Source organism: Capnocytophaga sp. HP1101 (genome assembly GCF_054772415.1).
Genome location: NZ_BPUU01000009.1, coordinates 384,166 through 406,222, shown reverse-complemented (window position 1 = coordinate 406,222; position 22,057 = coordinate 384,166). Strand labels below are relative to the sequence as shown.

The 22,057-nt window shown below is 36.3% G+C and carries 24 protein-coding genes and 1 pseudogene; 13 read left to right on the top strand and 12 right to left on the bottom strand.

Annotation, left to right across the window (positions count from 1 at the left end):
• Window positions 1–323 precede the first annotated feature (323 nt).
• The 3 genes from RCZ04_RS07820 to RCZ04_RS07810 all read left to right on the top strand — a co-directional run bounded on the left by RCZ04_RS07820 (window position 324) and on the right by RCZ04_RS07810 (window position 2,708).
• Window positions 324–1,160, top strand: a complete 837-nt coding sequence (locus RCZ04_RS07820) for a tetratricopeptide repeat protein (protein WP_460485472.1) — start codon at window positions 324–326, stop codon at window positions 1,158–1,160.
• Between the two features lie 53 nt (window positions 1,161–1,213).
• Complete coding sequence (locus RCZ04_RS07815) at window positions 1,214–2,074, top strand: DUF805 domain-containing protein (protein ID WP_460485470.1); 861 nt, start codon at window positions 1,214–1,216, stop codon at window positions 2,072–2,074.
• Window positions 2,075–2,144: 70 nt separating this feature from the next.
• Window positions 2,145–2,708, top strand: a complete 564-nt coding sequence (locus RCZ04_RS07810; RefSeq protein WP_460485468.1) for a hypothetical protein — start codon at window positions 2,145–2,147, stop codon at window positions 2,706–2,708.
• Window positions 2,709–2,724: 16 nt separating this feature from the next.
• On the opposite strand, the gene RCZ04_RS07805 is transcribed toward RCZ04_RS07810, so the two are convergent.
• The 7 genes from RCZ04_RS07805 to RCZ04_RS07775 all read right to left on the bottom strand — a co-directional run bounded on the left by RCZ04_RS07805 (window position 2,725) and on the right by RCZ04_RS07775 (window position 10,586).
• Window positions 2,725–3,669, bottom strand: a complete 945-nt coding sequence (locus RCZ04_RS07805) for a DUF4421 family protein (RefSeq protein WP_460485466.1) — start codon at window positions 3,667–3,669, stop codon at window positions 2,725–2,727.
• A gap of 115 nt (window positions 3,670–3,784) precedes the next feature.
• Window positions 3,785–5,176 (bottom strand): type III PLP-dependent enzyme domain-containing protein, encoded by a 1,392-nt coding sequence (locus RCZ04_RS07800; RefSeq protein WP_460485464.1) that lies wholly within the window; start codon window positions 5,174–5,176, stop codon window positions 3,785–3,787.
• 326 nt (window positions 5,177–5,502) lie between these two features.
• Window positions 5,503–5,913 (bottom strand): hypothetical protein, encoded by a 411-nt coding sequence (locus RCZ04_RS07795; RefSeq protein WP_460485463.1) that lies wholly within the window; start codon window positions 5,911–5,913, stop codon window positions 5,503–5,505.
• A complete protein-coding gene (locus RCZ04_RS07790; RefSeq protein WP_460485462.1) occupies window positions 5,897–6,229 on the bottom strand; it encodes a hypothetical protein in 333 nt (110 codons plus the stop codon). The genes RCZ04_RS07795 and RCZ04_RS07790 overlap by 17 nt, the downstream gene beginning before the upstream one ends.
• A gap of 82 nt (window positions 6,230–6,311) precedes the next feature.
• On the bottom strand, window positions 6,312–7,517 hold the full coding sequence (locus RCZ04_RS07785; protein ID WP_460485460.1) for an acetate/propionate family kinase: 1,206 nt from the start codon (window positions 7,515–7,517) through the stop codon (window positions 6,312–6,314).
• Between the two features lie 70 nt (window positions 7,518–7,587).
• On the bottom strand, window positions 7,588–9,663 hold the full coding sequence (gene pta / locus RCZ04_RS07780; protein ID WP_460485458.1) for a phosphate acetyltransferase: 2,076 nt from the start codon (window positions 9,661–9,663) through the stop codon (window positions 7,588–7,590).
• Between the two features lie 254 nt (window positions 9,664–9,917).
• Complete coding sequence (locus tag RCZ04_RS07775; protein ID WP_460485457.1) at window positions 9,918–10,586, bottom strand: PA3715 family protein; 669 nt, start codon at window positions 10,584–10,586, stop codon at window positions 9,918–9,920.
• Between the two features lie 497 nt (window positions 10,587–11,083).
• On the opposite strand from RCZ04_RS07775, the gene RCZ04_RS07770 reads away from it, so the two are divergent.
• A complete protein-coding gene (locus RCZ04_RS07770; RefSeq protein ID WP_002681113.1) occupies window positions 11,084–12,058 on the top strand; it encodes a deoxyhypusine synthase family protein in 975 nt (324 codons plus the stop codon).
• 195 nt (window positions 12,059–12,253) lie between these two features.
• Here RCZ04_RS07770 and RCZ04_RS07765 read toward each other — a convergent pair whose 3' ends face one another.
• Window positions 12,254–12,775 (bottom strand): hypothetical protein, encoded by a 522-nt coding sequence (locus RCZ04_RS07765; RefSeq protein WP_460485455.1) that lies wholly within the window; start codon window positions 12,773–12,775, stop codon window positions 12,254–12,256.
• 101 nt (window positions 12,776–12,876) lie between these two features.
• Here RCZ04_RS07765 and RCZ04_RS07760 point away from each other — a divergent pair, with 101 nt between their 5' ends.
• From RCZ04_RS07760 to RCZ04_RS07720, 9 genes are all read left to right on the top strand, one after another.
• On the top strand, window positions 12,877–13,476 hold the full coding sequence (locus RCZ04_RS07760; RefSeq protein ID WP_460485454.1) for a SprT-like domain-containing protein: 600 nt from the start codon (window positions 12,877–12,879) through the stop codon (window positions 13,474–13,476).
• Window positions 13,477–13,503: 27 nt separating this feature from the next.
• Window positions 13,504–14,577: a mannose-1-phosphate guanylyltransferase gene (locus tag RCZ04_RS07755; RefSeq protein WP_460485452.1), complete on the top strand. Its 1,074-nt coding sequence runs from the start codon at window positions 13,504–13,506 to the stop codon at window positions 14,575–14,577.
• Window positions 14,562–15,008, top strand: a complete 447-nt coding sequence (locus RCZ04_RS07750) for a retropepsin-like aspartic protease (RefSeq protein WP_460485450.1) — start codon at window positions 14,562–14,564, stop codon at window positions 15,006–15,008. Before RCZ04_RS07755 ends, RCZ04_RS07750 begins: the two co-directional genes overlap by 16 nt.
• 71 nt (window positions 15,009–15,079) lie before the next feature.
• Window positions 15,080–15,598 (top strand): hypothetical protein, encoded by a 519-nt coding sequence (locus RCZ04_RS07745; protein WP_460485448.1) that lies wholly within the window; start codon window positions 15,080–15,082, stop codon window positions 15,596–15,598.
• 2 nt (window positions 15,599–15,600) lie between these two features.
• A complete protein-coding gene (dnaX, locus tag RCZ04_RS07740) occupies window positions 15,601–16,692 on the top strand; it encodes a DNA polymerase III subunit gamma/tau (RefSeq protein ID WP_460485447.1) in 1,092 nt (363 codons plus the stop codon).
• A 425-nt stretch (window positions 16,693–17,117) separates the two neighbouring features.
• Window positions 17,118–17,309: a hypothetical protein gene (locus RCZ04_RS07735; protein ID WP_460485446.1), complete on the top strand. Its 192-nt coding sequence runs from the start codon at window positions 17,118–17,120 to the stop codon at window positions 17,307–17,309.
• Between the two features lie 192 nt (window positions 17,310–17,501).
• Window positions 17,502–18,266, top strand: a complete 765-nt coding sequence (locus tag RCZ04_RS07730; RefSeq protein WP_460485444.1) for a DeoR/GlpR family DNA-binding transcription regulator — start codon at window positions 17,502–17,504, stop codon at window positions 18,264–18,266.
• Window positions 18,267–18,276: 10 nt separating this feature from the next.
• Window positions 18,277–18,618, top strand: a complete 342-nt coding sequence (arsC, locus tag RCZ04_RS07725) for an arsenate reductase family protein (protein WP_460485443.1) — start codon at window positions 18,277–18,279, stop codon at window positions 18,616–18,618.
• A 4-nt stretch (window positions 18,619–18,622) separates the two neighbouring features.
• Window positions 18,623–19,498: an outer membrane beta-barrel protein gene (locus tag RCZ04_RS07720; RefSeq protein ID WP_460485442.1), complete on the top strand. Its 876-nt coding sequence runs from the start codon at window positions 18,623–18,625 to the stop codon at window positions 19,496–19,498.
• 57 nt (window positions 19,499–19,555) lie between these two features.
• Here the strand turns inward: RCZ04_RS07720 and RCZ04_RS07715 are convergent, their stop codons facing one another.
• The 4 genes and pseudogenes from RCZ04_RS07715 to RCZ04_RS07700 form a co-directional block, all read right to left on the bottom strand.
• Complete coding sequence (locus tag RCZ04_RS07715; RefSeq protein WP_460485440.1) at window positions 19,556–20,392, bottom strand: hypothetical protein; 837 nt, start codon at window positions 20,390–20,392, stop codon at window positions 19,556–19,558.
• Window positions 20,393–20,547: 155 nt separating this feature from the next.
• Window positions 20,548–21,107 (bottom strand): annotated as a pseudogene (locus RCZ04_RS07710) (HAD family hydrolase); the annotation flags it as partial.
• The gene (locus RCZ04_RS07705) at window positions 21,092–21,367 is read right to left on the bottom strand and encodes a hypothetical protein (protein ID WP_460485438.1); all 276 of its coding nucleotides are present in this window, start codon (window positions 21,365–21,367) and stop codon (window positions 21,092–21,094) included. The gene RCZ04_RS07705 and the pseudogene RCZ04_RS07710, both read right to left, overlap by 16 nt.
• A 40-nt stretch (window positions 21,368–21,407) precedes the next feature.
• The gene (locus tag RCZ04_RS07700) at window positions 21,408–22,016 is read right to left on the bottom strand and encodes a cysteine hydrolase family protein (RefSeq protein WP_460485437.1); all 609 of its coding nucleotides are present in this window, start codon (window positions 22,014–22,016) and stop codon (window positions 21,408–21,410) included.
• Between the last annotated feature and the right edge of the window lie 41 nt (window positions 22,017–22,057).

Sequence of the window (22,057 nt, the reverse complement as noted above, 5' to 3'; positions counted from 1 at the left end):
CGAGTTGCTCTTTTTTTGTTTTATTAATCTGATGGAGCTGATAAATCTATAAGGATAGAGATGAGAAATAGGATGAAACTTATTAAGCTAAAAAATAAACTTTATTAGAGAGAAAAGACAAAGCTAAGACAAAGAAAGAATGAAGAACAAGTATAGTTGAGATGAAGAAAAAATGAGAATATTATCAATCAAATTTGCATATTTATGTGTAAGAAATAATCAGAAAACTTGTTTTGTATGAAATAATTTTCTATCTTTGCCAGCGAAAATGAATAATAATCCAATCTCTTCACTATAATAATTAACTTTTATTTCGCTGACATATGAATAAAACATTCAACTCAAAAGTATTTAAAGAACTCAGCAAACTTTGCTTTAAAGCTTGGTTTGTGTGCTTGTTATTTTCCTTTGGTGTGAGTTACTCTCAACGGGAAGACTTGAAAACTTTGATAGAAAAAGCTACAAAGGGAGATGTGGAAGCCCAAGTGCGTTTGGCAAATAATTATGAAAAAGGTATTGGTGTACCTCAGTCCTTTCCTAAAGCTGTTACGTGGTATGAAAAAGCAGCTGAAAGAGGTGATGTAAAATCACAGACAAAATTAGGACTTTGTTACTATTATCGGAAAGGAGTGGTACAATCTTATGAGAAAGCAGCTTATTGGTTTCAGAAAGCAGCAGAACAAGGATATGCAGAGGCTCAATCAAAATTAGGTGTATGTTATCACAAAGGGCAAGGGGTAAAGCAGTCGGATGAACAGGCTGTGTTGTGGTTTCAGAAGGCAGCTGATCAAGATTTTGCAGAGGCACAAAGTTTTTTAGGATATTGTTACTACAAAGGTTTAGGGGTTTTACAATCGGATAGTGATGCGGTGCTTTGGTATGAGAAAGCCGCTAATCAGGGTGATGTAGAGGCACAACGCAATTTGGGTTCTTATTATTTTAAAGGACAGGGAATACCTCAGTCATATACTAAAGCTATCTTTTGGTTTGAAAAAGCGGCTAATCAAGGAGACAAAGAAGCTCAAACTATTTTAGGTTTTTGCTATTACGCCGGTACGGGAGTGGATAAATCACAGAAAAGGGCTATTTATTGGTTTGAAAAAGGTTGTAAAAATAATAGTCCTAAGGCTTGTGAGTATCTAAATGCTATTCAACAATAATTAAATGTAAAGTTAGGGAATAAGAAAGATAAAGTAATTATAAAATTGAATATATGTTTAAGAACATCTTTCTTTTTACAGGACGCATTAGGCGTACGGAGTTTGGATTATCTATCATTATATATTATTTTGTTATTATGCTTTTTGGGATAATAGATGCCGTAGCAACTTTAGGAATTGTGATAAAGTTCTTACTCTTTACATTATTGTTTTGGTTTATTTTGGCTCAATCAGTGAAACGTTCACACGATTTGGGACAAAGTGGGTGGTATATACTTCTACCTTTTTATAATCCTTTCTTTTTACTTTTTTCAGAAGGTGTATCGGGAAAAAATGAATATGGAGAAGACCCTAAAAAGAGAATAAACTTTTTCAATGTGACTACTTCTACATCATTTACTTCACAATCTCCTTTGGATAGAACATATCATCCTATATCAAACTACACTTCTGAGAGTATTACTTTTGATAAATATGATTTTATAGTTACAAAAGAAGATACTATTTTGAAGAAATGGCTTGATACTGAAGTGGACTCTATCAAGATGCTTGCTGACCCAATACTTAATAAAGTGAGTATTATTGACAGAGATGTATTTTATGGTTGTAATAAGCTCACTCATATTATTTTCCCTAAACAACTTAACCTTATTATTGATTTTGCTCTTGATGATTGTGAGTGTTTGTGTTCAGTGACTTTCTCTAGTGAGCATCTGCGCATAGGTAACTGTATTTTTGGAAAGAGTTGCCCAGAGAGTATAATACTTGAGGCAAAAGAACCTCCCGTATTAGATGGTTATTTGGCGTATAGTGATGAGAAATTGAAAGCTATTTATGTGCCTATAGAACTTGTAGAGAAATATAAGATAGCTAAAGGATGGAATAAATATGTAGGTGTTATTCAAGGATATTAATCAATGTTAATCAAATAATAAAATTATGAGGCGAGGTTTACTTTGTTTATGTCTATTCTTCTTTTGGGGGGTGAACGCACAAAAAATAGAAAATAGTTATAAGGACTTAGATTCTTTGTATTTAGACATTCAAAAAGAATACGATTTAATCAGTAAAGATTATGAAGAGCATATAGCTGAGTTTGACTTCAACAGAGTGATAAAAATAAGAGAACAAGTAGCTTATTACTTGTCTCATACTAATAGGAAAACAGACTTAAGTAAGATAAAACTATTAAGTGATTCACTCAAATCATATCCTGATACTGAAGAATTATTTTTGAGTATTCGTTCTCAGAAGGCTAAACAACATCAACTAACTACTTTAAAACAGGCTTTTGATGGATTACAATTTGAAAAGGTATTAGACTTAGTAGCAATGTATAGTGAAAATGGTTATGTACCTCCTTATGAATTGGCGTATTATAAGGTTATGTCGGAGTATAGGTTGTTTTTTAAATCTTCTAATAATAAACACGAGAAAGAAGAGCTAATACAAAACTTAAATGCTTATCAAAAAGAATATTTAGGTAAAAGTAAAATCTATGATCGAGTAATAGATGACGCTATAAAAAATGTAAAGAGGAGAAGATAGTCTCCTCCTCTTAAGATTACATTCCTAAATAACGAGTTACTTTATTGCTGTTCCGAGTAGAGAATTTGATTTGTCTTATATAAGTAAGTTTAAAATTTGCAGTATTGATACCTAACAAATCAACATCTTTAAAATATAAATTCTTGTTGTTGTAAAGAATTGAAAAGGCAAGTGACCAATCTTTTTGTGTATAAGATAATGAAGTGTTAAGTCTGAAATTTATATACTGATTAAACTTCATTTTGCTTATCGGATTAACTTCTCCACCAAAATAGAATCCCATACCGGCTAAAGCTGTAAAAGTGAGGTGTGGCAAGACTTCAATACCTCCAGAAATACCCCCGCTGAAACCTCCTTGTATATGTCTAAAAGTATCTTCATTAAGTGAGATTGCAGGAATTGCTACTTTATGGTAATAGATTCCTGCTCCTGCATACCAACTAAAAGTAGGCTGTAATGGGTTTCCATCAGGATTAAATACATTTTTTATTGAAAAGTTTTTTAAGTTGAAAAAGTACAACATTTCAGTACCTATTTGTTGTATACGAGTATCTGCTAAGATTTCAATATTCTTACCTTCTTGATAATAAAAGCCTTTATAACTTTGATAATAAAAATCAAGTAAAATCTTTTGACTCACAAAAGAATGTAATTGAAAGTCAAAATATCTTGTCTTCCCATATTTACTTTCATTGCGCAAAGGAGCAATACTCTGGGCATAATCAAGATTGATATAGGTATTATGGATACCAAATCCTAATCCAACCGTAAGTGGGTAGTTAGGTAATAATGACTTATTTTTCAAAGCGGGATTCAATGGTTCATCTTCTATGTCTATCGATAGATAATTGATACTTAAAGAAGGTTTAAACCACATTTTATAGTAATATCTCTTAGTGGAAGTAGTGTCTTGCGCCAATAAAGTAGTGATAGATAAAAAAAATAAAACTATATATTTCATCAGAATAAAATTTAGAAGTTAAGAATTAGAAGTTAGAAGAGTATATAAAAGGAAAGACTCTACCAAATTCTTTTTATAGACTTTTGGTAAAGTCCTTATTATTGATTACATTATTTTAGTAACCTAAGATTTTCAACATCTCATCAGCTTTTTGTTGTTCCATAAACAAACGAGAGGTGAGATTGCCATCCTTGTCTTTATCAATAAGTACTATTTTAGGTTGAGGGATTAAGCAGTGTTGCAAACCTCCTACTCCCCCGATACTATCTTGGTAGGCTCCTGTGTTGAAGAAACCTATATATAATGGTTTGTTCTTATTATACTTAGGTAAATAAATGGCGTTCATATTCTGTTCGCTGTTGTAATAATCGTCACCATCACAAGTGAGCCCACCGAGGAGTACACGTTCATATTCATCATTCCAACGATTGATAGGCAATAGCACAAAACGTTTGTTAATAGCCCAAGAATCTGGCAAAGTAGTGATGAAAGAAGAGTTGATCATATCCCATTTCTCACGGTCGTTTTGTTGTTTTTGGTACATTATCTCATAGATAGCACCTCCTGCTTCACCTACCGTAAAACTACCAAATTCGGTAAAAATATTAGGCACTGGTACTTTTTCTTGTTCGCAAGTGATTTTTATCTGGCGAATAATTTCATCCACCATATAAGCGTAGTCGTACTCAAAAGCCAATGAGCTCTTGATGGGAAATCCTCCTCCTATATTGAGGCTATCGAGTTCAGGAGCTACTTTTTTAAGTTGAATATATACGCGCAAACACTTAAGGAGCTCATTCCAATAGTAGGCATTATCCTTAATACCGGTATTGATAAAAAAATGCAACATTTTGAGTTGTACTTTCGGATTATCCTTAATCTCACGGTTATAGAAAGGTACAATATTCTTATATCCAATACCCAAACGACTGGTGTAAAACTCAGAACGAGGATCTTCTTCAGACGCAATGCGAATGCCAATGCTATATGAGCCTTTTATTTTTTCTTCAAAGAGTGTGATTTCCTCATAATTATCAATAATAGGAATACAATTGTGGTAACCCCGATTGATTAAGTCGGCAATACCATCAATATAGGCATCACGCTTAAAGCCATTACAAAGAATGTGATTTTCTTTAGTAATTAATCCTTCATTGATAAGGTTGTTAATGATATTGATGTCAAAAGCAGAAGAGGTTTCCATATGGATATCATTCTTCAAGGCTTCAACCATTACGTGCTTAAAGTGAGAGCTTTTGGTGCAATAGCAGTAGTTGTATGCCCCTTTGTACTTGTGCTTTTTGATAGCTTTTTCAAACCATTTCTTGGCGCGCTGAATGTTTTCAGAAATACGAGGTAAGTACATAAACTTAAGAGGAGCTCCATACTTGCGCACGAGTTCCATCAAATCAATATTGTGAAAACGCAGTTCATCGCCGTCTAAGGTAAATTCGTCTTGTGGAAAATAGTAAGTTTGGTCAATTAGGTCAATATATTTATTTTTCATTTGTATAGTGTAATTTAAATAATGAGTATTTTTTAATAAAAACATTGAGGCAACATTATTTGTTGCCTTTCATATTACCTAATTACACCTAATTCAAATACGAAGTGGTGAAAGGCGTTTCGCCTTGGACTTATTTTGTAAGGAATGCGTACGTGCAGAGTGAAAATAACTTAAAAATAAGATGTTCATTTCAGACAGCTATAAGGTTTTAGTAATTAAATTATTTTATAGTTCAGTGTAGTTCATTGCTATTCGAGTGCAAAGGTAATTATTATTTTTGAATTACAAAAAATTGAGTAAAAAAATATATTTCTATCCCTTTGTTTTTAGAAACCTCTTCCTATCTTTCTACCTTTATAAACGGCTTTTTCTATTTGCCAACATACAGCGTAACCTCCAGCACCATCACCATTAGAGGCTACTATATAAATCGTATCAGTTTCCTTATCGTAATAAACAGAGTTATAAGTATAGTAATCTGAGTCTGCTACATCAAGGTTAGGATTATACAAATCGCTATAAGCACTTTTAGGGATAGTAACTCTCTTTCCATTGACAACTACCTCAATACTTTTATACTCTCTTTTAGGCATATTACCATCTGTACCTTGGAATGTCTTTCCGTCTATTTTAGTTATTCCCTGACCTTTAACGTATGTAATAGTATGTTTGTTTTTATCAAAATCTTGTGAAGTAAGGGTAATACTGACGCCTTTACCTTCAAAAAAAAATAGCATTATCTCGCTGAATCTTTTTAGCTATTTGAGGTAGTTTACTTATCCATTTCACTCTGTTGTAATAGATATAGCCTTCTCCATCAGCTTTTAGCCAATTGCCTTCTTCTTGTGGGGCGTATTGGTACACATAAATAAGAGTGTTATTGTTGAGTTTCTTCAGTACTTTACTATGAACACTCCTTTCTTTACGTACATTCACCCAACCGTCTTTGTCTTTTATAACAGCAAAACCACCTTCTGTTTGTGCAAAAGTGATGTTGCTGAGTAGCAATAAGAGAAACAAGAGGTGTTTCATTGATTTTTCATATTGTCTCATAGAGGTACTTTATAAAAACAACTTTGCCAAAAGCACAAACTGTTTGTACGGCTCGTGCCTTTGGCAAAGTATAATTATCTAATTATTTTACGAGACCTACAATCTCTTTTACAATTTGCCACTCTTCGTTGGTAGGGATAATCAAGATTTTTACTCTGCTGTCGGCAGCTTGTATCTCTACGGGTTGAGAAGCGTGGTTGAGCTCTACGTTTTTCTTCTCATCAAGTTTGATGCCGAAGAACTCCATATTTTTACAAGCAAACGAACGGGTGAGGGCATCGTGTTCACCTAAACCTGCGGTAAATACAATGCTGTCTAATCCGTTGAGGGCTGCGGTATAAGCCCCGATGAACTTGCGCACGCGGTAGCCGTACATCTCGTAGCAAAGAGCTGCATTGGCATCTCCTGAATTGTAAAGCGCTGCTACATCACGCGCATCGGAATGCCCTGTAAGCCCCAGCATACCACTCTTCTTGTTCAAAAGATTTTTCACTTCATCAATCCCCAATCCGAGTTCTTCTACCAAAAAGAACGCCACTGATGGGTCTATTTGTCCAGAGCGTGTACCCATAATAAGTCCGTCGAGAGGTGTGAGCCCCATAGAGGTGTCTATACAGTGTCCTTCTTCATTCACCGCAGCCATACTTGCCCCATTACCCAAGTGAATAGTGATATTCTTAAGATGTGGATTGTTGAGGTATTTACGAGCTTCTCCGTTTACGTATTTATGACTGGTACCGTGGAACCCGTAAGCGCGCAAACCGTATTTTTCGTAATATTCATTCGGAATGGCATAGCGGTAAGCACGTGGGGGCATTGTTTGGTGGAAAGCAGTATCAAATACGGTTACGTGAGTTGCTTTGTTGAAAAGTTTTTGTGCTACGCGTATGCCTTCCAATGCTCCTGGGTTGTGCAAAGGTGATAGCGGAATGAGGCGTTTGATTTCTGCTACTACCTCATCGGTAACAACGGTAGGTTGTACGAATTTTTCACCTCCGTGTACTACGCGGTGTCCTACGCCTTTAATTTCGGAAGGGTCGTGAATTACTCCTACTTCAGGGTCAGTGAGGAGTTCCACAACTAAGTTCATACCCACCTCGTGATTGGGGATAGGTTGTTCTTTTTTTACATCCACTTCTTTGCCGTTCTTTACCGCGGTGTATTTTATAAAACTGCCGTCAATGCCAATGCGGTCTACCACTCCTTTGGCTTTTGGCTCTCCTGTGGCTGAATCTATCAGCTGGTATTTAAGGGACGAACTCCCTGAATTGATGATAAGTATTTCCATTTCTTATTTTAGGTTTTAGGAAATAGAAGTTAGGAATTAGGATACTATTTCCTATCTCCTATCTCCTTTATTAGAATTCTGATTGTATTGCTGTAATGAGTACAGTGTTATAGATATCGGGAATAGTAGCACCACGGCTCAAGTCGTTTACAGGTTTTTTCAAACCTTGTAACATAGGGCCTATCGCCAAAGCACCAGTTTCGCGTTGTACCGCTTTATAGGTGTTGTTACCGGTGTTGAGGTCGGGGAAGATAAGCACATTGGCTTGTCCTGCTACTTGTGAATTAGGCATTTTTTGTTTGCCTACTTTAGGATCTACTGCCGCATCGTATTGGATAGGACCTTCCACCAATAACTCTGGGCGACGTTCTTTTACGAGGGCTGTAGCTTCACGCACTTTATCTACATCGGCACCGCTACCTGAGTTGCCTGAAGAGTAGGAGAGGAGGGCAACCTTAGGCTCAATACCAAACGCGATGGCTGAATCGGCTGAGCTGATAGCTATGTCTGCCAATTGTTCAGCAGTGGGGTTAGGCACTACGGCACAGTCGCCGTATACGAGTACGCGGTCGTGTAAGAGCATAAAGAACACTGAGGATACAGTATTTACTCCTGGTTTGGTCTTTACAAATTGCAACGACGGACGGATAGTGTGGGCGGTAGTATTCACGGCTCCTGATACCATACCATCGGCATCGCCCAAAAAAACCATCATCGTACCGAAATAAGAAGCGTCGAGCATCAAGTCTTTAGCTTGTGAAAGCTCTAAGCCTTTGCTCTTGCGCAATTCGTATAGCTTTTCGGCGTACATTTCGTATTTAGGACTCTCGGCAGGATTTACAATGCTGATGCGTTCTTCGTTCCATTTGAGGCTCAAAATGTTCTTAGCACGGGTTTTGATGGCTTCGGGTTCTCCCAAAATAGTGATGTAAACCAATTCGTCTTCCGCCAATTGTGAGGCTGCTGTAAGAATACGGTCGTCAGTACCTTCGGGCAAAACGATGTGTTTTTGTCCTTTGCGCGCTTTCTGTACCATATTGTATTGGAACATACGCGGTGTGATATTCTCTGATTTGAATGACGAAATACTGCTGTTGAGCTTTTGTTCGTCTACATTCTCATCGAACAACTGCAAGAGCATTTTCACTTTCTCAGTGTTTTCTGGATAGATGCGTGATTTGATATTGCCAATGAGGTTTGCTGTCTCAAAAGTATTACTTTTGGCAAGCATTATTGGGATATTTTTTTGGATACCCTCTAATATTTTGATAATCGACTTGTCTGGTTCAAAACCGCCGTAAAGCACCATTCCTTTGATGTTAGCATAGTTTGAGTAATTCGCCACCAAAGTACCCGCAATGAGGTCGGTACGGTCAGTAGGCAATACTGCTAAGCCGTCCTCAGTAAGGTTGTCTAAATAATTGGAGAGTTGCATAGCCCCCACAATAGTGCGTTTGGTGGTAACATCAATATTGTCGCCTTTGTAAAGGAACTCAGCGTTAAGAGCGTTGGCTATTTCGCGAATGGTAGGGCGAGAGAGCTCCTCTTTACGCGGAATCACTGTAAAGGTGATGCCTTTAAAAATCTGTTCTAATTTAGCTTGAGTGCTCTCAGTAGCATTTACAGCTTTGTTCACAAACACGCTGAGCACGCGTACATCTCTCTCCAATAGGCTGTTGAGGTCTACCTGCACTTGGTTGATGAGCTCTTCTTCTGAAGTAAAATTGTCTTTGAGCACCATTAGCACCGGAATATTCAGGCTTTGAGCTACCGAAGCGTTGAAGTTGCTATCGAAAACACTATCTTCTACCAAGCTGGAAGTATCCACCAATACAAAGTCAAACTTGCTTTCTAAGGCTTTGTATTTTTTGATAATAGTATCGTATACATCGCCTATATTGCCTTCATTTTTAAGAGAGATTACCTCTTTGCGAGAGAATGCAAACGCCTCGTCATAGGTCATATCCAGCTGAAAGTGCTGTAAAACCGTTTCGATAAGCGAATCCTTTTTAGATTTACTCTCTATGATAGGTTTAAAGTAACCCACCTTAGCGGTATTGCGCATAATCATTTGCAATACGCCCAAACTTACCACCGACTTACCGCTGTGTGCATTGGTAGCGATGATATAAACAGATTTATTCATTTTTTATTTTATTTATTTAGTGTTTTTTAATTATTTGAGTTATAAAAAGAATACAGCATAAAATTGCTTTTGCGTCACCACATTCCCCCTTTGAAGGGGGTAGGGAGATGTTTTGCTCTCTTTAAAGAAAGCATACAATAGCAGAATACGTCCATAATGAGATATTTACCCATTAGGTTGCAAAAGTAGCAATATAATTTAAGAAAACAACAGAAAAAAGATATTTTTATTTTTAATACCTCAATAAATGATGTCTATTCTTCTTTGTATTCCTCGTATTCCTCACCATTGTATTTTAAAAATACGGTTTTAGTGCTTTTCTCCACTATTTTGTCATCACAATTTCTATCTGTTGCTTTCCTAATAAAAGTCTGTCTATTTTTAATGTTAAAATAATCATTTGTTTTTTTGTTATCCATTATAAACATAGAATCGCTTTCATCTGACCAACTTCCTTCACAGTTGAAATCGCTATATTCTCCGTTATAACTACCTAATCGATATTGATGTAACACCTTTTTAAGAGAGTTCCCTTGGGGTAAAAATAAACTAAATGTTTCTTCTGAATAAGGAGATATTCTGCTATTATTTTTATAGAAAGCCCGAATACCAAAAGCTCGTACCCCTTCAGTGAGAATGAACTTAGCCGTATCAATAGTGAGTCCTTGTAATGCAATAGCATCTGAAAAATACTCATCAATCCCCTTGTATGATTGGGCTATTCGCTGATGTAAAAGGTCATATAGTACAACATAGAGGTCAAATGTTGCCTCGTCTTCATCATCTCCTTTTCTTATAAGGAATATCATTGCAAGCTTATCAGTATCGTAAGGTAATATCTTTTCGGTGTACATATCAGTGTCTATTTTGCTTTCAGGAATTCCCAAAGTCTTGATAACCTGATGGTAAGCCTGCACGTTCATCTGTGCTTTTATTGTATAAGAGCAAAGCAAAAAACTAAAAATTAAAAAAGTCGTTTCATCGTTCTTAAAAAAATATCAGTTGAAAGTACAAAGATAAGGAAATTTTCTACAATCAATCAAACAAAAAGTTTTATTAGCCCCACAGTTGGTTGTTAAACTCCTTCTTACTCGGGTATCTTACCTCGTCATTACTTTGCTTTTCTTTCGTTTTATTTTCCTCAAAATAGGCTTTTTTCTTCACCTTTAACTGTTCATTCTCAATTATTTATATACCTTTTGTATACCAATCGTCCAAGATTCGTTCAAGGTTCGTATAAGGTTTGTATAAGCTAAGTATAAGCTTTCTTCAGCTGAAAAGCACTTTTTCAGTTTCTTATAATTTCGATTTCTTATTCGGTTTATTATCTCATAATCAACTTAATTTTTCTGAGTGATAATTTGTCAGTAAACATTAAATGTATTACCTTTGCACCATAATTCATATTTTAAAGTAAAAAATGAGTAAAGGACCTATTTCTCAATTCATCGAGAAAAACTTTTTACACTTCAATGCAGCAGCTCTCGTTGATGCTGCTAAAGGGTATGAAACCCATATCACCGAAGGCGGAAAAATGCTCGTAGCACTCGCTGGAGCAATGAGTACGGCAGAATTAGGCATCTCACTTGCCGAGATGATTCGCGCAGGCAAAGTAGATATCATCTCGTGTACAGGGGCAAACCTCGAAGAAGACGTGATGAACCTTGTAGCGCACTCTCATTACAAGCGTGTGCCACATTATCGCGACCTTACCCCTGAGCAAGAGAGAGAACTCCTCGATGGTCATTACAACCGCGTAACCGATACTTGTATCCCTGAAGAAGAGGCTTTCCGCCGCTTGCAAAAACACTTGGAAGACGTATGGCACGCAGCCGAAAGCAAGGGTGAACGCTATTTTCCTCACGAATTTTTATACCAAGTAGTCAAGTCGGGCGTATTAGAACAATATTATGAAATCGACCCTAAAAACTCTTGGATATTGGCAGCTGCCGAAAAGAACTTGCCTATCGTATGCCCAGGTTGGGAAGATTCAACTACCGGCAACATCTTTGCTGCTAATGTAATCAAAGGAAACTTAAAAGCGTCAACTGTCAAAACAGGTATTGAGTATATGATTTATCTTACTGAATGGTATCGTGCTAATTCAGGAGGTAAAGGTGTAGGTTTCTTCCAAATAGGAGGCGGTATAGCAGGTGATTTTCCTATCTGTGTAGTCCCTATGATGTATCAAGATTTAGAATGGGAAGATGTGCCTTTCTGGTCGTATTTCTGTCAGATTTCCGATTCAACCACCAGCTACGGTTCGTATTCAGGAGCAGTGCCTAACGAGAAGATTACTTGGGGTAAATTAGATATCGATACCCCTAAATTCATAGTAGAATCCGATGCTACCATTGTAGCACCCCTCATTTTTGCTTATCTCTTAGGTAAGTAATGCAAATCAAGGATTAAAATTTCTAATATTTGGTTTATGGTAAGTTATAATGACCATCACTAATTCCCCCTTTGGAGGGGGATAGGGGGAGGTTTATAATCAACACTTTAATTCAACCCTTGATTGATATATAAGTAACAAACAAAATAAAAAGGAAACAAGTATACTACTTGTTTCCTTTTTATCTTTTATCTTTTACCTAATATAAAACGCTTCTTTTCTTTGTTCTCTTCTGATAAAAGCATATCCTTGGTAGTATACATCAATATGAGCGGTAACTTTTTCATCAGCAGTAAGAGTTTGCCATAACAACTCATTTTCTTTTTGGTGAATATTGTTGATGATAAGAATAGAATCGTTATGCATATAATTCAAATAAACATCTAAATCTCCTTTAGGGTGATTGATAAAAAGCAGGTCGTAGGTAACAGAAGACTGTAACTGAAAGCAGATATTGCAAGCTTCTTTTATAGCACTTATATTATTTAACAAATCTTCATCAGTAAAGATAGTTTTAACCTCTAAATAACGAATAATCTTCAGTAAAAATATCAATTGCTTTTGGGATAGAGTAGGGGAGAAGTAGTTAACTTCTTCACGCTTTACCAATTGTTTATGATACAGACACCGGGTTACAAAGCTGTACACAAAAGGTGAGTGTACCCCGTGCTCGTTGGTAGATTTCAAAAGAAATTTTAAATAACGTTTAACCTGCATCTTTTTCTTTTCTTCAAACAAACACGGCAAAAGTAGAGAAAAATCGTAAATTAACAAATTTTATTTGTGAGTATAAAATATTATTTGTACATTTGCGAGCTATGAGAGAGATTCTGGCTAAATATTTACCCGATAACGCTGTAACTCCTTGTTTTGAACTGATTAAAGCAAACAACATCTATTTGCGGATTGTGAATGAACGAAAAACAAGGCACGGAGACTATCGCCAACTCCCTAATGGGCAACATCTCATCACAATGAATGCTACCGCTAATAAGTATCGTTTCTTGATAACCTTTATTCACGAAGTAGCTCATTTGGTGGCTTTCGAACGTTTTGGACGGCTTATCAAACCCCACGGCAATGAGTGGAAATACACTTTCCAACAGTTGATGTATCCTTTTATCATTCCTGAAATATTCCCTCAGCAATTATTAGGGGTACTCCAACGGCACTTCCTCAACCCTATGTCTAGTAGTGATGTAGACCCTGCTTTGGCAATCGCTCTAAAGCAGTTTGATATGAGTGAGAATGTGAGTTTTATTTATGAAATTCCCACAGGTAGTACCTTCCGTATCAAGGACGGACGAGTATTTCGCAAAGGGAAACGCCGCCTGAAATGTTATGATTGTGTAGAGCTCAGCTCTGGTAAGAAGTATATATTTCAACCTCACGCCGAGGTTGAACTCATCAAATCTTGAATTTTTGAATCAAAATATTACAAATATATGGTGAACAATTATTATGCAGTGATTATGGCAGGAGGCATAGGTTCTCGTTTTTGGCCTGTGAGTACAACTGAGTATCCTAAACAATTCCACGATATGCTCGGTACAGGGCAAACGCTTTTACAGCGCACTTATTCGCGCCTGCAGAAATTTATTCCGCAAGAGAATATTCTTATCCTTACTAATGAGCGGTACAAAGATATTGTAGAGGAACAAATTCCTAACATAATGCCTAAAAACTTGGTGTTAGAGCCTTGTATGCGCAACACAGCTCCGTGCATACTTTATGCTGCAATGAAGATACACAAGCGCAACCCAAATGGGGTAATGATAGTAGCCCCCAGTGACGCCTGGATTGAAGATGAAAAAGCCTTTATGCACGATGTGATTACTTGTTTTAATGCCGCACAAAACTCGGCTCATATCCTCACCTTGGGTATTGTTCCTACTTTCCCTAACACAGGTTACGGTTATATACAATACGATAAAGACGATCATACCAATATCAAAAAAGTAAATCAATTCCGTGAAAAACCCGATTACGCTACCGCCAAAGAGTTCTTAAAGCAAGGTAACTTCTTGTGGAATGCAGGCATCTTTATTTGGAGTACCCAAACGGTGCTCACCGCCTATAAAACTTACCAACCAGCGATGTATAAACTCTTTGAAAAAGGAGAAGAGACCTATAATACCGAAAACGAAGTAGACTTTATAGCCAAAGCCTATCCTGAAGCTGAAAACATTTCGGTAGACTATGCTATTTTAGAACCCTCTACTAACATTTATGTACTACCAGCCAATTTTGATTGGAACGATTTGGGTTCTTGGGGTTCACTACACGAAAAAACGCCTAAAGATAGCGCTCAAAACGCGGTTATCAATGCAAGAGTATTGCTCAAAGATGCTGAGAATAATATTATCCGTACCGAAGGTGATAAATGTGTGGTAATAGATGGTCTCAAGGACTATATTGTAGTAGATAGAGACGATGTACTGCTCATTTATCCAAAAGCAAAAGAGCAAAATATAAAGGAAATAGTAAACGAAGTAAAGAATAAATGGGGATTACATTAAAGAAGTTACTCACCGAGAAAGGATACACCTCTGTTCCACTTGAGTTTACCCTCACTAAACATTTTGTATTACAAGCCAAAATCAATGAAGTAGAAGGGCGCTTTATCTTAGATACAGGAGCATCCAACACTTGTGTAGGAGTAGAGTGGATAACCTATTTCAATCTGCAAGCCGAAGCATCCGAAATAAAAGCAGCAGGAGCAGGTGCGAGTGGTATGGAAACGCAACTTGCAGCAAAGAATCTCTTAGAAATAGGCAAAGTAAGTATTCACAAACTCCCTTTGGTGCTTTTTGATTTAACTCACGTAAACGAAGCATTAGCCGAGTTTCACACACTCCCTGTACACGGCATTATAGGAGCTGATATACTCCAAAAGAAGAAAGCGGTGATAGATTATGCGAGGAGAAGGTTATATCTTTACCTTGCTTAAATAACAAAATATATTGCCTCCTGTTGTAGTTTCATATTTTTTTCGTACATTTGCAAAAACATTTATACTTGATGAGTAAAAAAATACTTTATTTTGCCTTTGTGATAGGGCTATTTGCAGTAGCTTGCAATGATGGTAATTTGGAGGTAGACACTATTTCATTTGAGAACTCTGATGTGCTATCTTGTACCGCTAATGATACTACTGCTACTTTTCTGTTTAAATACAGTCAAAAGCAAGCGCTTATACTTGATTTGCCTGCTAATATTTTAGAAAATAAAGAGAAGACCGTCTCAGGTACTATACCCACTAATTTTAAGCTCACTTACCGTACTTTCAGCGATGCGGTAACCACTAACTATTTTTGTAATGCATATCCTCCCGCTACCCCCAGTGTTACCTCACAAATTGAAGCGACAGGGGGTACTGTTACTATTTCATCTCGCCCCATTTACAATGAAACTACTGGAGCTTTATTGCGTTATGACCATCAAATAACTATCACTGATTTGGTGCTTGTCAATGGAGACGGTAATAAGATAGTAGACTCCAATTTTGTTTTTGGAACTTATCAAACTAACAGACAGTAGAAATGAATCACTTTGTAGTATCAGCACGCAAATATCGCCCACAATCATTTCGTGATGTAGTAGGACAGCAAGCAATAACTAATACTTTACTCAATGCCATTGAAAATAATCATTTGGCGCAAGCCCTCCTCTTCACAGGTCCTCGTGGAGTAGGGAAGACTACCTGTGCTCGTATTTTAGCAAAAAAGATAAATGAACAAACTTCTGGAGTAGAAGATGAAAACGATTTTGCTTTTAACGTTTTTGAACTTGATGCAGCCTCCAATAACAGCGTAGATGATATCCGCAAACTGATTGAACAGGTGCGTATTCCACCTCAAGTAGGCAAATATAAAGTGTATATCATCGATGAGGTGCATATGCTGTCTACTGCAGCTTTTAATGCCTTTCTCAAAACATTAGAAGAGCCACCCAAACACGCAATCTTTATCTTAGCAACTACTGAAAAGCATAAGATTATTCCAACTATTTTGTCTCGTTGCCAGATATTCGACTTTAAGCGTATTACGATCAATGACATTCGAGAATATCTAAAATATATTGCAGAACAACAAGGGATTGAAGCAGAAGATGAAGCCTTGCAAATTATTGCTCAGAAAGCAGATGGGGCGATGCGCGATGCGCTTTCTATCTTTGACCGAGTGGTAAGTTTTTCAGGAGAGAAGATTACACGACAAGCTACTTCTGAAATATTAAATGTACTCGACTATGAAGTCTACTTTAAGGTAACAGACCTTATCTTAGACAATAAACTTCCTGAGTTACTAATGGCATTCAATGATACTATTGCGCAGGGCTTTGACGGTAATCATTTTATTGCAGGCTTAGCAAGTCATTTTCGCGATTTGATGGTATGTAAGAATCCTGCTACTATTGCTTTAATGGAAGTAGGGGAAGAAACCCAAAAGAAATACGCTGAACAGAGTGCTCGTGCTACAGTTCCCTTTCTTATAGAAGCTATAGAGATTGCTAATGATTGTGACCTGAAATACCGCACTAGTAAAAACCAACGCTTATTGGTAGAGATTGCCCTAATGCAACTCGCCTCTCTGACCTATGAAGGGGATAAAAAAAAAATGATGGACGCTTCATAATTCCTGCTAATGTTTTTAATGGGCAAAAACCTATAGCAGAAATACAACCTAACTTACAAACACCTGTTGTTGCCCCTCCTATAAATTATATAAATACAACAACTACTATACTTAACCCTAATATACCTACTATTACTAAAACAGAACGTACAGAAGCTGTATCTAATTTTTCTATTAAAAGTGTACATCTAAAAACAGAACATCAGAAGAATTTCAAAGAGGTTGTAATAGACCCTAATACCTTACCACGTGAGAGTTTTTCTGAAGAAACTTTCAATCGATTTTGGGAACGTTATATAGATGAATTACTTGCTAAGGGAGAACGCATACAAGCATCTATTCTTAAAATTGCGACATTAAGATTAGAAGGAACTACTATTCATTTAGAAGTATCAAGCAATACAGCAAAAAGTGATATTGTTCAGATGGAGCATAAGCTCTTAAATTATTTACACAAATCTTTACAGAATTATGATCTTACTATTGAAATAAATGTAAATGAAGAAATAGCAAAAAGAATAGTGGTAACCCCTGAAGATAAATATGAAAAATTATTAGAAGAAAATCCTGTTTTACAAGATTTTAGAAGAACTTTTGAATTAAATTTAAAGGGATGAAAATACAGAAAATAAAAACTCAGCGCTACATAATTTATAGTTAGTAGCGTTTTTTATTTTCTAATTCTTTTGTTTTTTTCAATATAATGACTAATTTTGCCGAAAATAATCTTAATGAGGTATTTTGTTTATAGTCAAGTTAAGCATAGGATAAACATATAAACTATTGAATATTAATAAAATTGATAAAATATGAAAGTACTTAATGAACGACAATCAAAGATTTTGGAGAGCTTAGAAACCAAAAAGTATGTCAGCGTAAACGAATTGAGTGATAGGCTTAAAGTTTCGGTAGTTACTATACGTAAAGACCTTACTCTCTTAGAACAAGAAGGTTACTTGCATCGTACTCACGGTGGAGCCAGTAAACAAATGCGCTATGTGTTTGAGCAAACAATAACTGAGAAAGAAACTCAAAATGTGGAAGAGAAAACTCGTATCATTACTAAAGCATTAGACTTTATTAAAGAAAATGAGTTTATCATACTTTCATCAGGAACTACAGCTAATCTTTTAGCTCAAAAAATTTATGGTATACGTAATCTTACAGTACTAACTCCTTCTCTTAGAGTAGCTTTAGAGGTCTGCAAAAATCCTAGTGTAAATACTATTCACTTGGGAGGTGAAGTACGAAAGAACTCTACTTCTACTATAGGAGTTCTTGCTGAAGAGACTCTTAGTAACTTTTCTTGTACTACTTTGTTCTTAGGGGTTGAAGGTATTGATCTTGACTATGGATTGAGTTCTACCAATGTAGGCGAAGCGCATCTAAACAAGAAAATGATGGAACGTGTAGACAAAACAATTGTTTTGGCCGATTCTTCTAAAATTCATAAACGAGGCTTTGGTTTTATCTGCTATGTGGAAAAAATAGATATGCTTATCACCGATGCAGGTGCTGATCCAGAATTTGTTGAGGAACTTGAGAAACGCGGTGTAGAAGTTATTATTTGTTAGTTAGTATAGAATGATAACGATATATCATAATCCTAAATGCTCCAAATCGCGTTGCGGTTTGGAGCTTTTAAAAAATTCAGGGAAAGAGTATCAAGTAGTAGATTATCTTAAAAAAGGGCTATCTAAAGAAGAAATTAACAATCTTCTTACTAAGTTAAAGATGTCCCCTATGGAATTGATTCGTACTAAAGAGAATATTTGGAAAGAACAATTTGAAGGAAAAATACTTACTGATGATGAAATTATAGAGGCAATGGTACAATATCCAAAGCTTATCGAACGTCCTATTGTAATAGTAGATAATAAAGCTATAATAGGACGACCCACTGAAAAAATAAATGAAATCATATAAAATAATGAGAAAAACACTGTTATGTGCTATTGCTTTTATTTGGGGAGTAACAGCTATATACTCACAGACATATATATCGGTGAGTGGAGGGTATGGATTTAAAACCCACCAAAAAATATTAGGTAGAGATGCTACTGACCCAATAGCTATAATCGACCTAAAAGGGAGTTATGGAGAAGGATATCAAGCACAATTGCGAGGAGGATACTTCTTTCATAAGCGTTGGGGAGGAGAACTATCATTAGGGTATCTTCACGGTGAAGATATGAACACCAATAAGAACCAAATATTGAATATGAAAGGGCACGGACGTGCTTTTGGGGCTTCCCTTTCATTGGTATTCAATATCACTGATAATCTATATGTACGCGCAGGAGGTGTAACTAAAATAGGTGGTAGAACAGAAATACAAACAGAACTTAATGCAAATCGGTTACCTTTAGCTTTGTTTAGACCAGGAGCTCCTGCTGGATCTATGGTTGATATGAAAGCTGATTTTCAGAATGATTTTCACGGTAAAATACCTTTTGGTTTTATAGGGGGTATAGGATACCGCTTTAAAATTAGTGATAAAGTAGCATTTTTTGTTGAAGGAGAATACCTGAATATCAATGTGCCTCGTAAGGAATCTAAACTGAAATATTTTTCGGCTACACGTACGATAGGAGGTACAACATCGGCACTTACTCTTGAAGAGTTTAAAAGATATATGATAGCGCTACAAAATGTACCTACTTCTCCCAGTACAGAACGTTTAAAACAATTAGCAACTCAAGTAGCACCATTATTGGAAAGTAGCTATAGTTGGGAAGGCAAGGGAGCTCCTGATGCACCTTACTCTTCTATAGGTTTTCATTTTGGAGTTACTTATACTTTTTAAGAACACTTGCCCCCAAATACTTTTGGGGGCAATGTTGTTAATTCATATTTTTCTTAATTAAAATCTAAAAACACCACCAATACCTAAAACAGTTTCAAAAAAGAAAAAATCGTGTTTAGCTTTATCAGCAATATCATAAGTGGTACGAACATCATACATATTAATGTAACCGCCTTTGAGTTCTCCTACTATGCGAAAATACTTAAAGAAAGTAAGGTGTAATCCAGCTTTGGCATTTATACCTAATCCTGCAATGTGAAACTCATCATAGCGTTCTTTGTTCAGTAGTTTAGTGTTGGATCTCGGATATAGAACACCAAAGCCAAGTCCTTCAGTTAGATTTACTTGAAATATATCGGTGTTTCGAATGCCAAATAGACCAGAAATATCATCTATACGTGCACCTTCTACTACTACATAATTCAAGCCGTCGGTATGTTCAAAGGTAAGAAAATCTTCACTAAGCAATTTATCAACATCATTGTAAATGCCATCGTGTGATGTGCCAGAACTATTGATGTAACCATTCATTTTCACAGTTTGTCCGTTTTTCATTATGTATTTCATATGGTCTACCCCCACAGAAATGGTGTAATGGTCAGAAATGTAGTATCCTATGTGAAAGTTTGTCTGGGGAATAGTCATTCGCAAAGGATTGATGTAGTCAATATGCCAACCTTTAGGTCGGTCTACCGCTTCTACATCTTTGATAGTGAAATCATAATCATTACCAGTAAAAGTAATATCTGAATTTGAGTAATAACCGCGGTTACCTCCCCAATAAAAGAAGAACTTTCCCTTGTTATGAGCTGTGTAAAGCTCTTTAGAAGCATTTTGTGCAAAAGAAGTTAGAAAGCTTATTCCTAACAACATAGTGATAAAAATCTTTTTCATTAACGATTATTTTTTATAATTGAGGGCGCAAAAATAACTATTATTTTTTAATTAACCAAAGTTTATTAATCACCTCTTAAGCACCACTGCGAGAACTCATCTACTGAGGAGAAAAATAAATAGGGGTGGAGGGCTTTGAGGGTTTCGGGCTCAGCGGTTTTTGCCCACGCTACCGAGGCTATTTTTACGCCTGCTTCTCGGCACGAAACAATATCGCTGGGGGTATCGCCTATGTAGAGCACTTCATCGCGATTTACACCTAATTGCTTTATCACTTCCTCAATAGCTTCGGGTTTGCGAGCCCCCTTGGGACTGCCCGTTTCTATAATTTCAAAGTAGTCTTGCATTTGCACAAAGCCATAGTGATTTTACAGCTCTTTGCCCCTTTGCCTGTAACCATCGTTACGTGTACACCCTTATCAATGAGTTTTTCAAGCAGTTCTTTGATGCCTTCAAAAGGTTTCGGACAGATTACGGGATGCAACTGCTCATAATGATATAGATAGTCACGCACCCCCTGCTCATAATACTCAGGAGCGAGCGACATTATTGTTCCTTCTTCCGAGGGGCCAAAGGTGTCAATAATCTCTTTGTCAGATACGTGTCGTCCTACTAACGGCTCAATAGAGCGGTGAAAAGCCTCAATACAAAGAGGTAAGGTTTCACCGAGAGTACCGTCGAGGTCAAAAATAAGGGTGTTTATTTTCTTCTCCATTTGTTTAATTCTTCTTGGGTAAGGCGGTTTCTCAGTTCAATATCTTGTTCCCAATTAGTTTTGTAATCGCAGTAATTATAGCTATTTACAATAGCTTTAGCATCTTTTAGATTGAGTTCTATTTCAGTATCATCTAAAAGAATATTGCGTTTTATCTTTGTTTTTAAGATAGTACCATTATGCCGCCTTACAATGCGGTGATAAGCTCTCCTGCCTATTCCATCATCTTTGATAATAGCTTTTTTACGACTGCGGGACATAGGGATTTGATTTTAAGAAAGTATGTAAAAAAAAAAAAAACTAATTGTTTTTTAGAAAATCATCTGTACTAATTACCGAGGCATAGAAATAACTTAAAGCAGAAAGAAATGAGTTTTGAACCTCACTTGCAACTGTCTTTTTATTGTTATAAAAAAGGTCTTTTGTAGCACAAGCATCGCCAATTACTTCTATTGTATACCCCATATCTTTTCCTGCTCTCACAGTTGCATCAACACACATATGAGTCATCATTCCTGCGATTACCAAGTGATTAATTTTATGCTCCTTAAGGTATGCAAGTAATTCAGTTTCTCGAAAGCTATTAGGAAAATGTTTAGTAATTACTTTTTCGTCTTTTGTGGGAGCTACATTTTTGTGAATTTCTGCACCCTTTGTGTTAGGGATAAAGAAAGTAGCATCTTTCCGATTGGATAAATGCTGAATATGCACTACTAAATCCTTATTTTTTCGGAATTTATCAAGTACTTTTTTAGCATTCAAACTTGCTTGCTCACTACCAACAAGCTCATTTTTTCCTTGTGGAAAATAATCATTTTGAATATCTATCAGTATTAAAGCTGATTTTGTATTCTGTGCTTCCATTGACATAGATAAAATTGTTAAAACTATTAGTGTGAATAATCTCATAAGTTGCTTTTACATATTTACTTTACACCGCAAAAGTACAA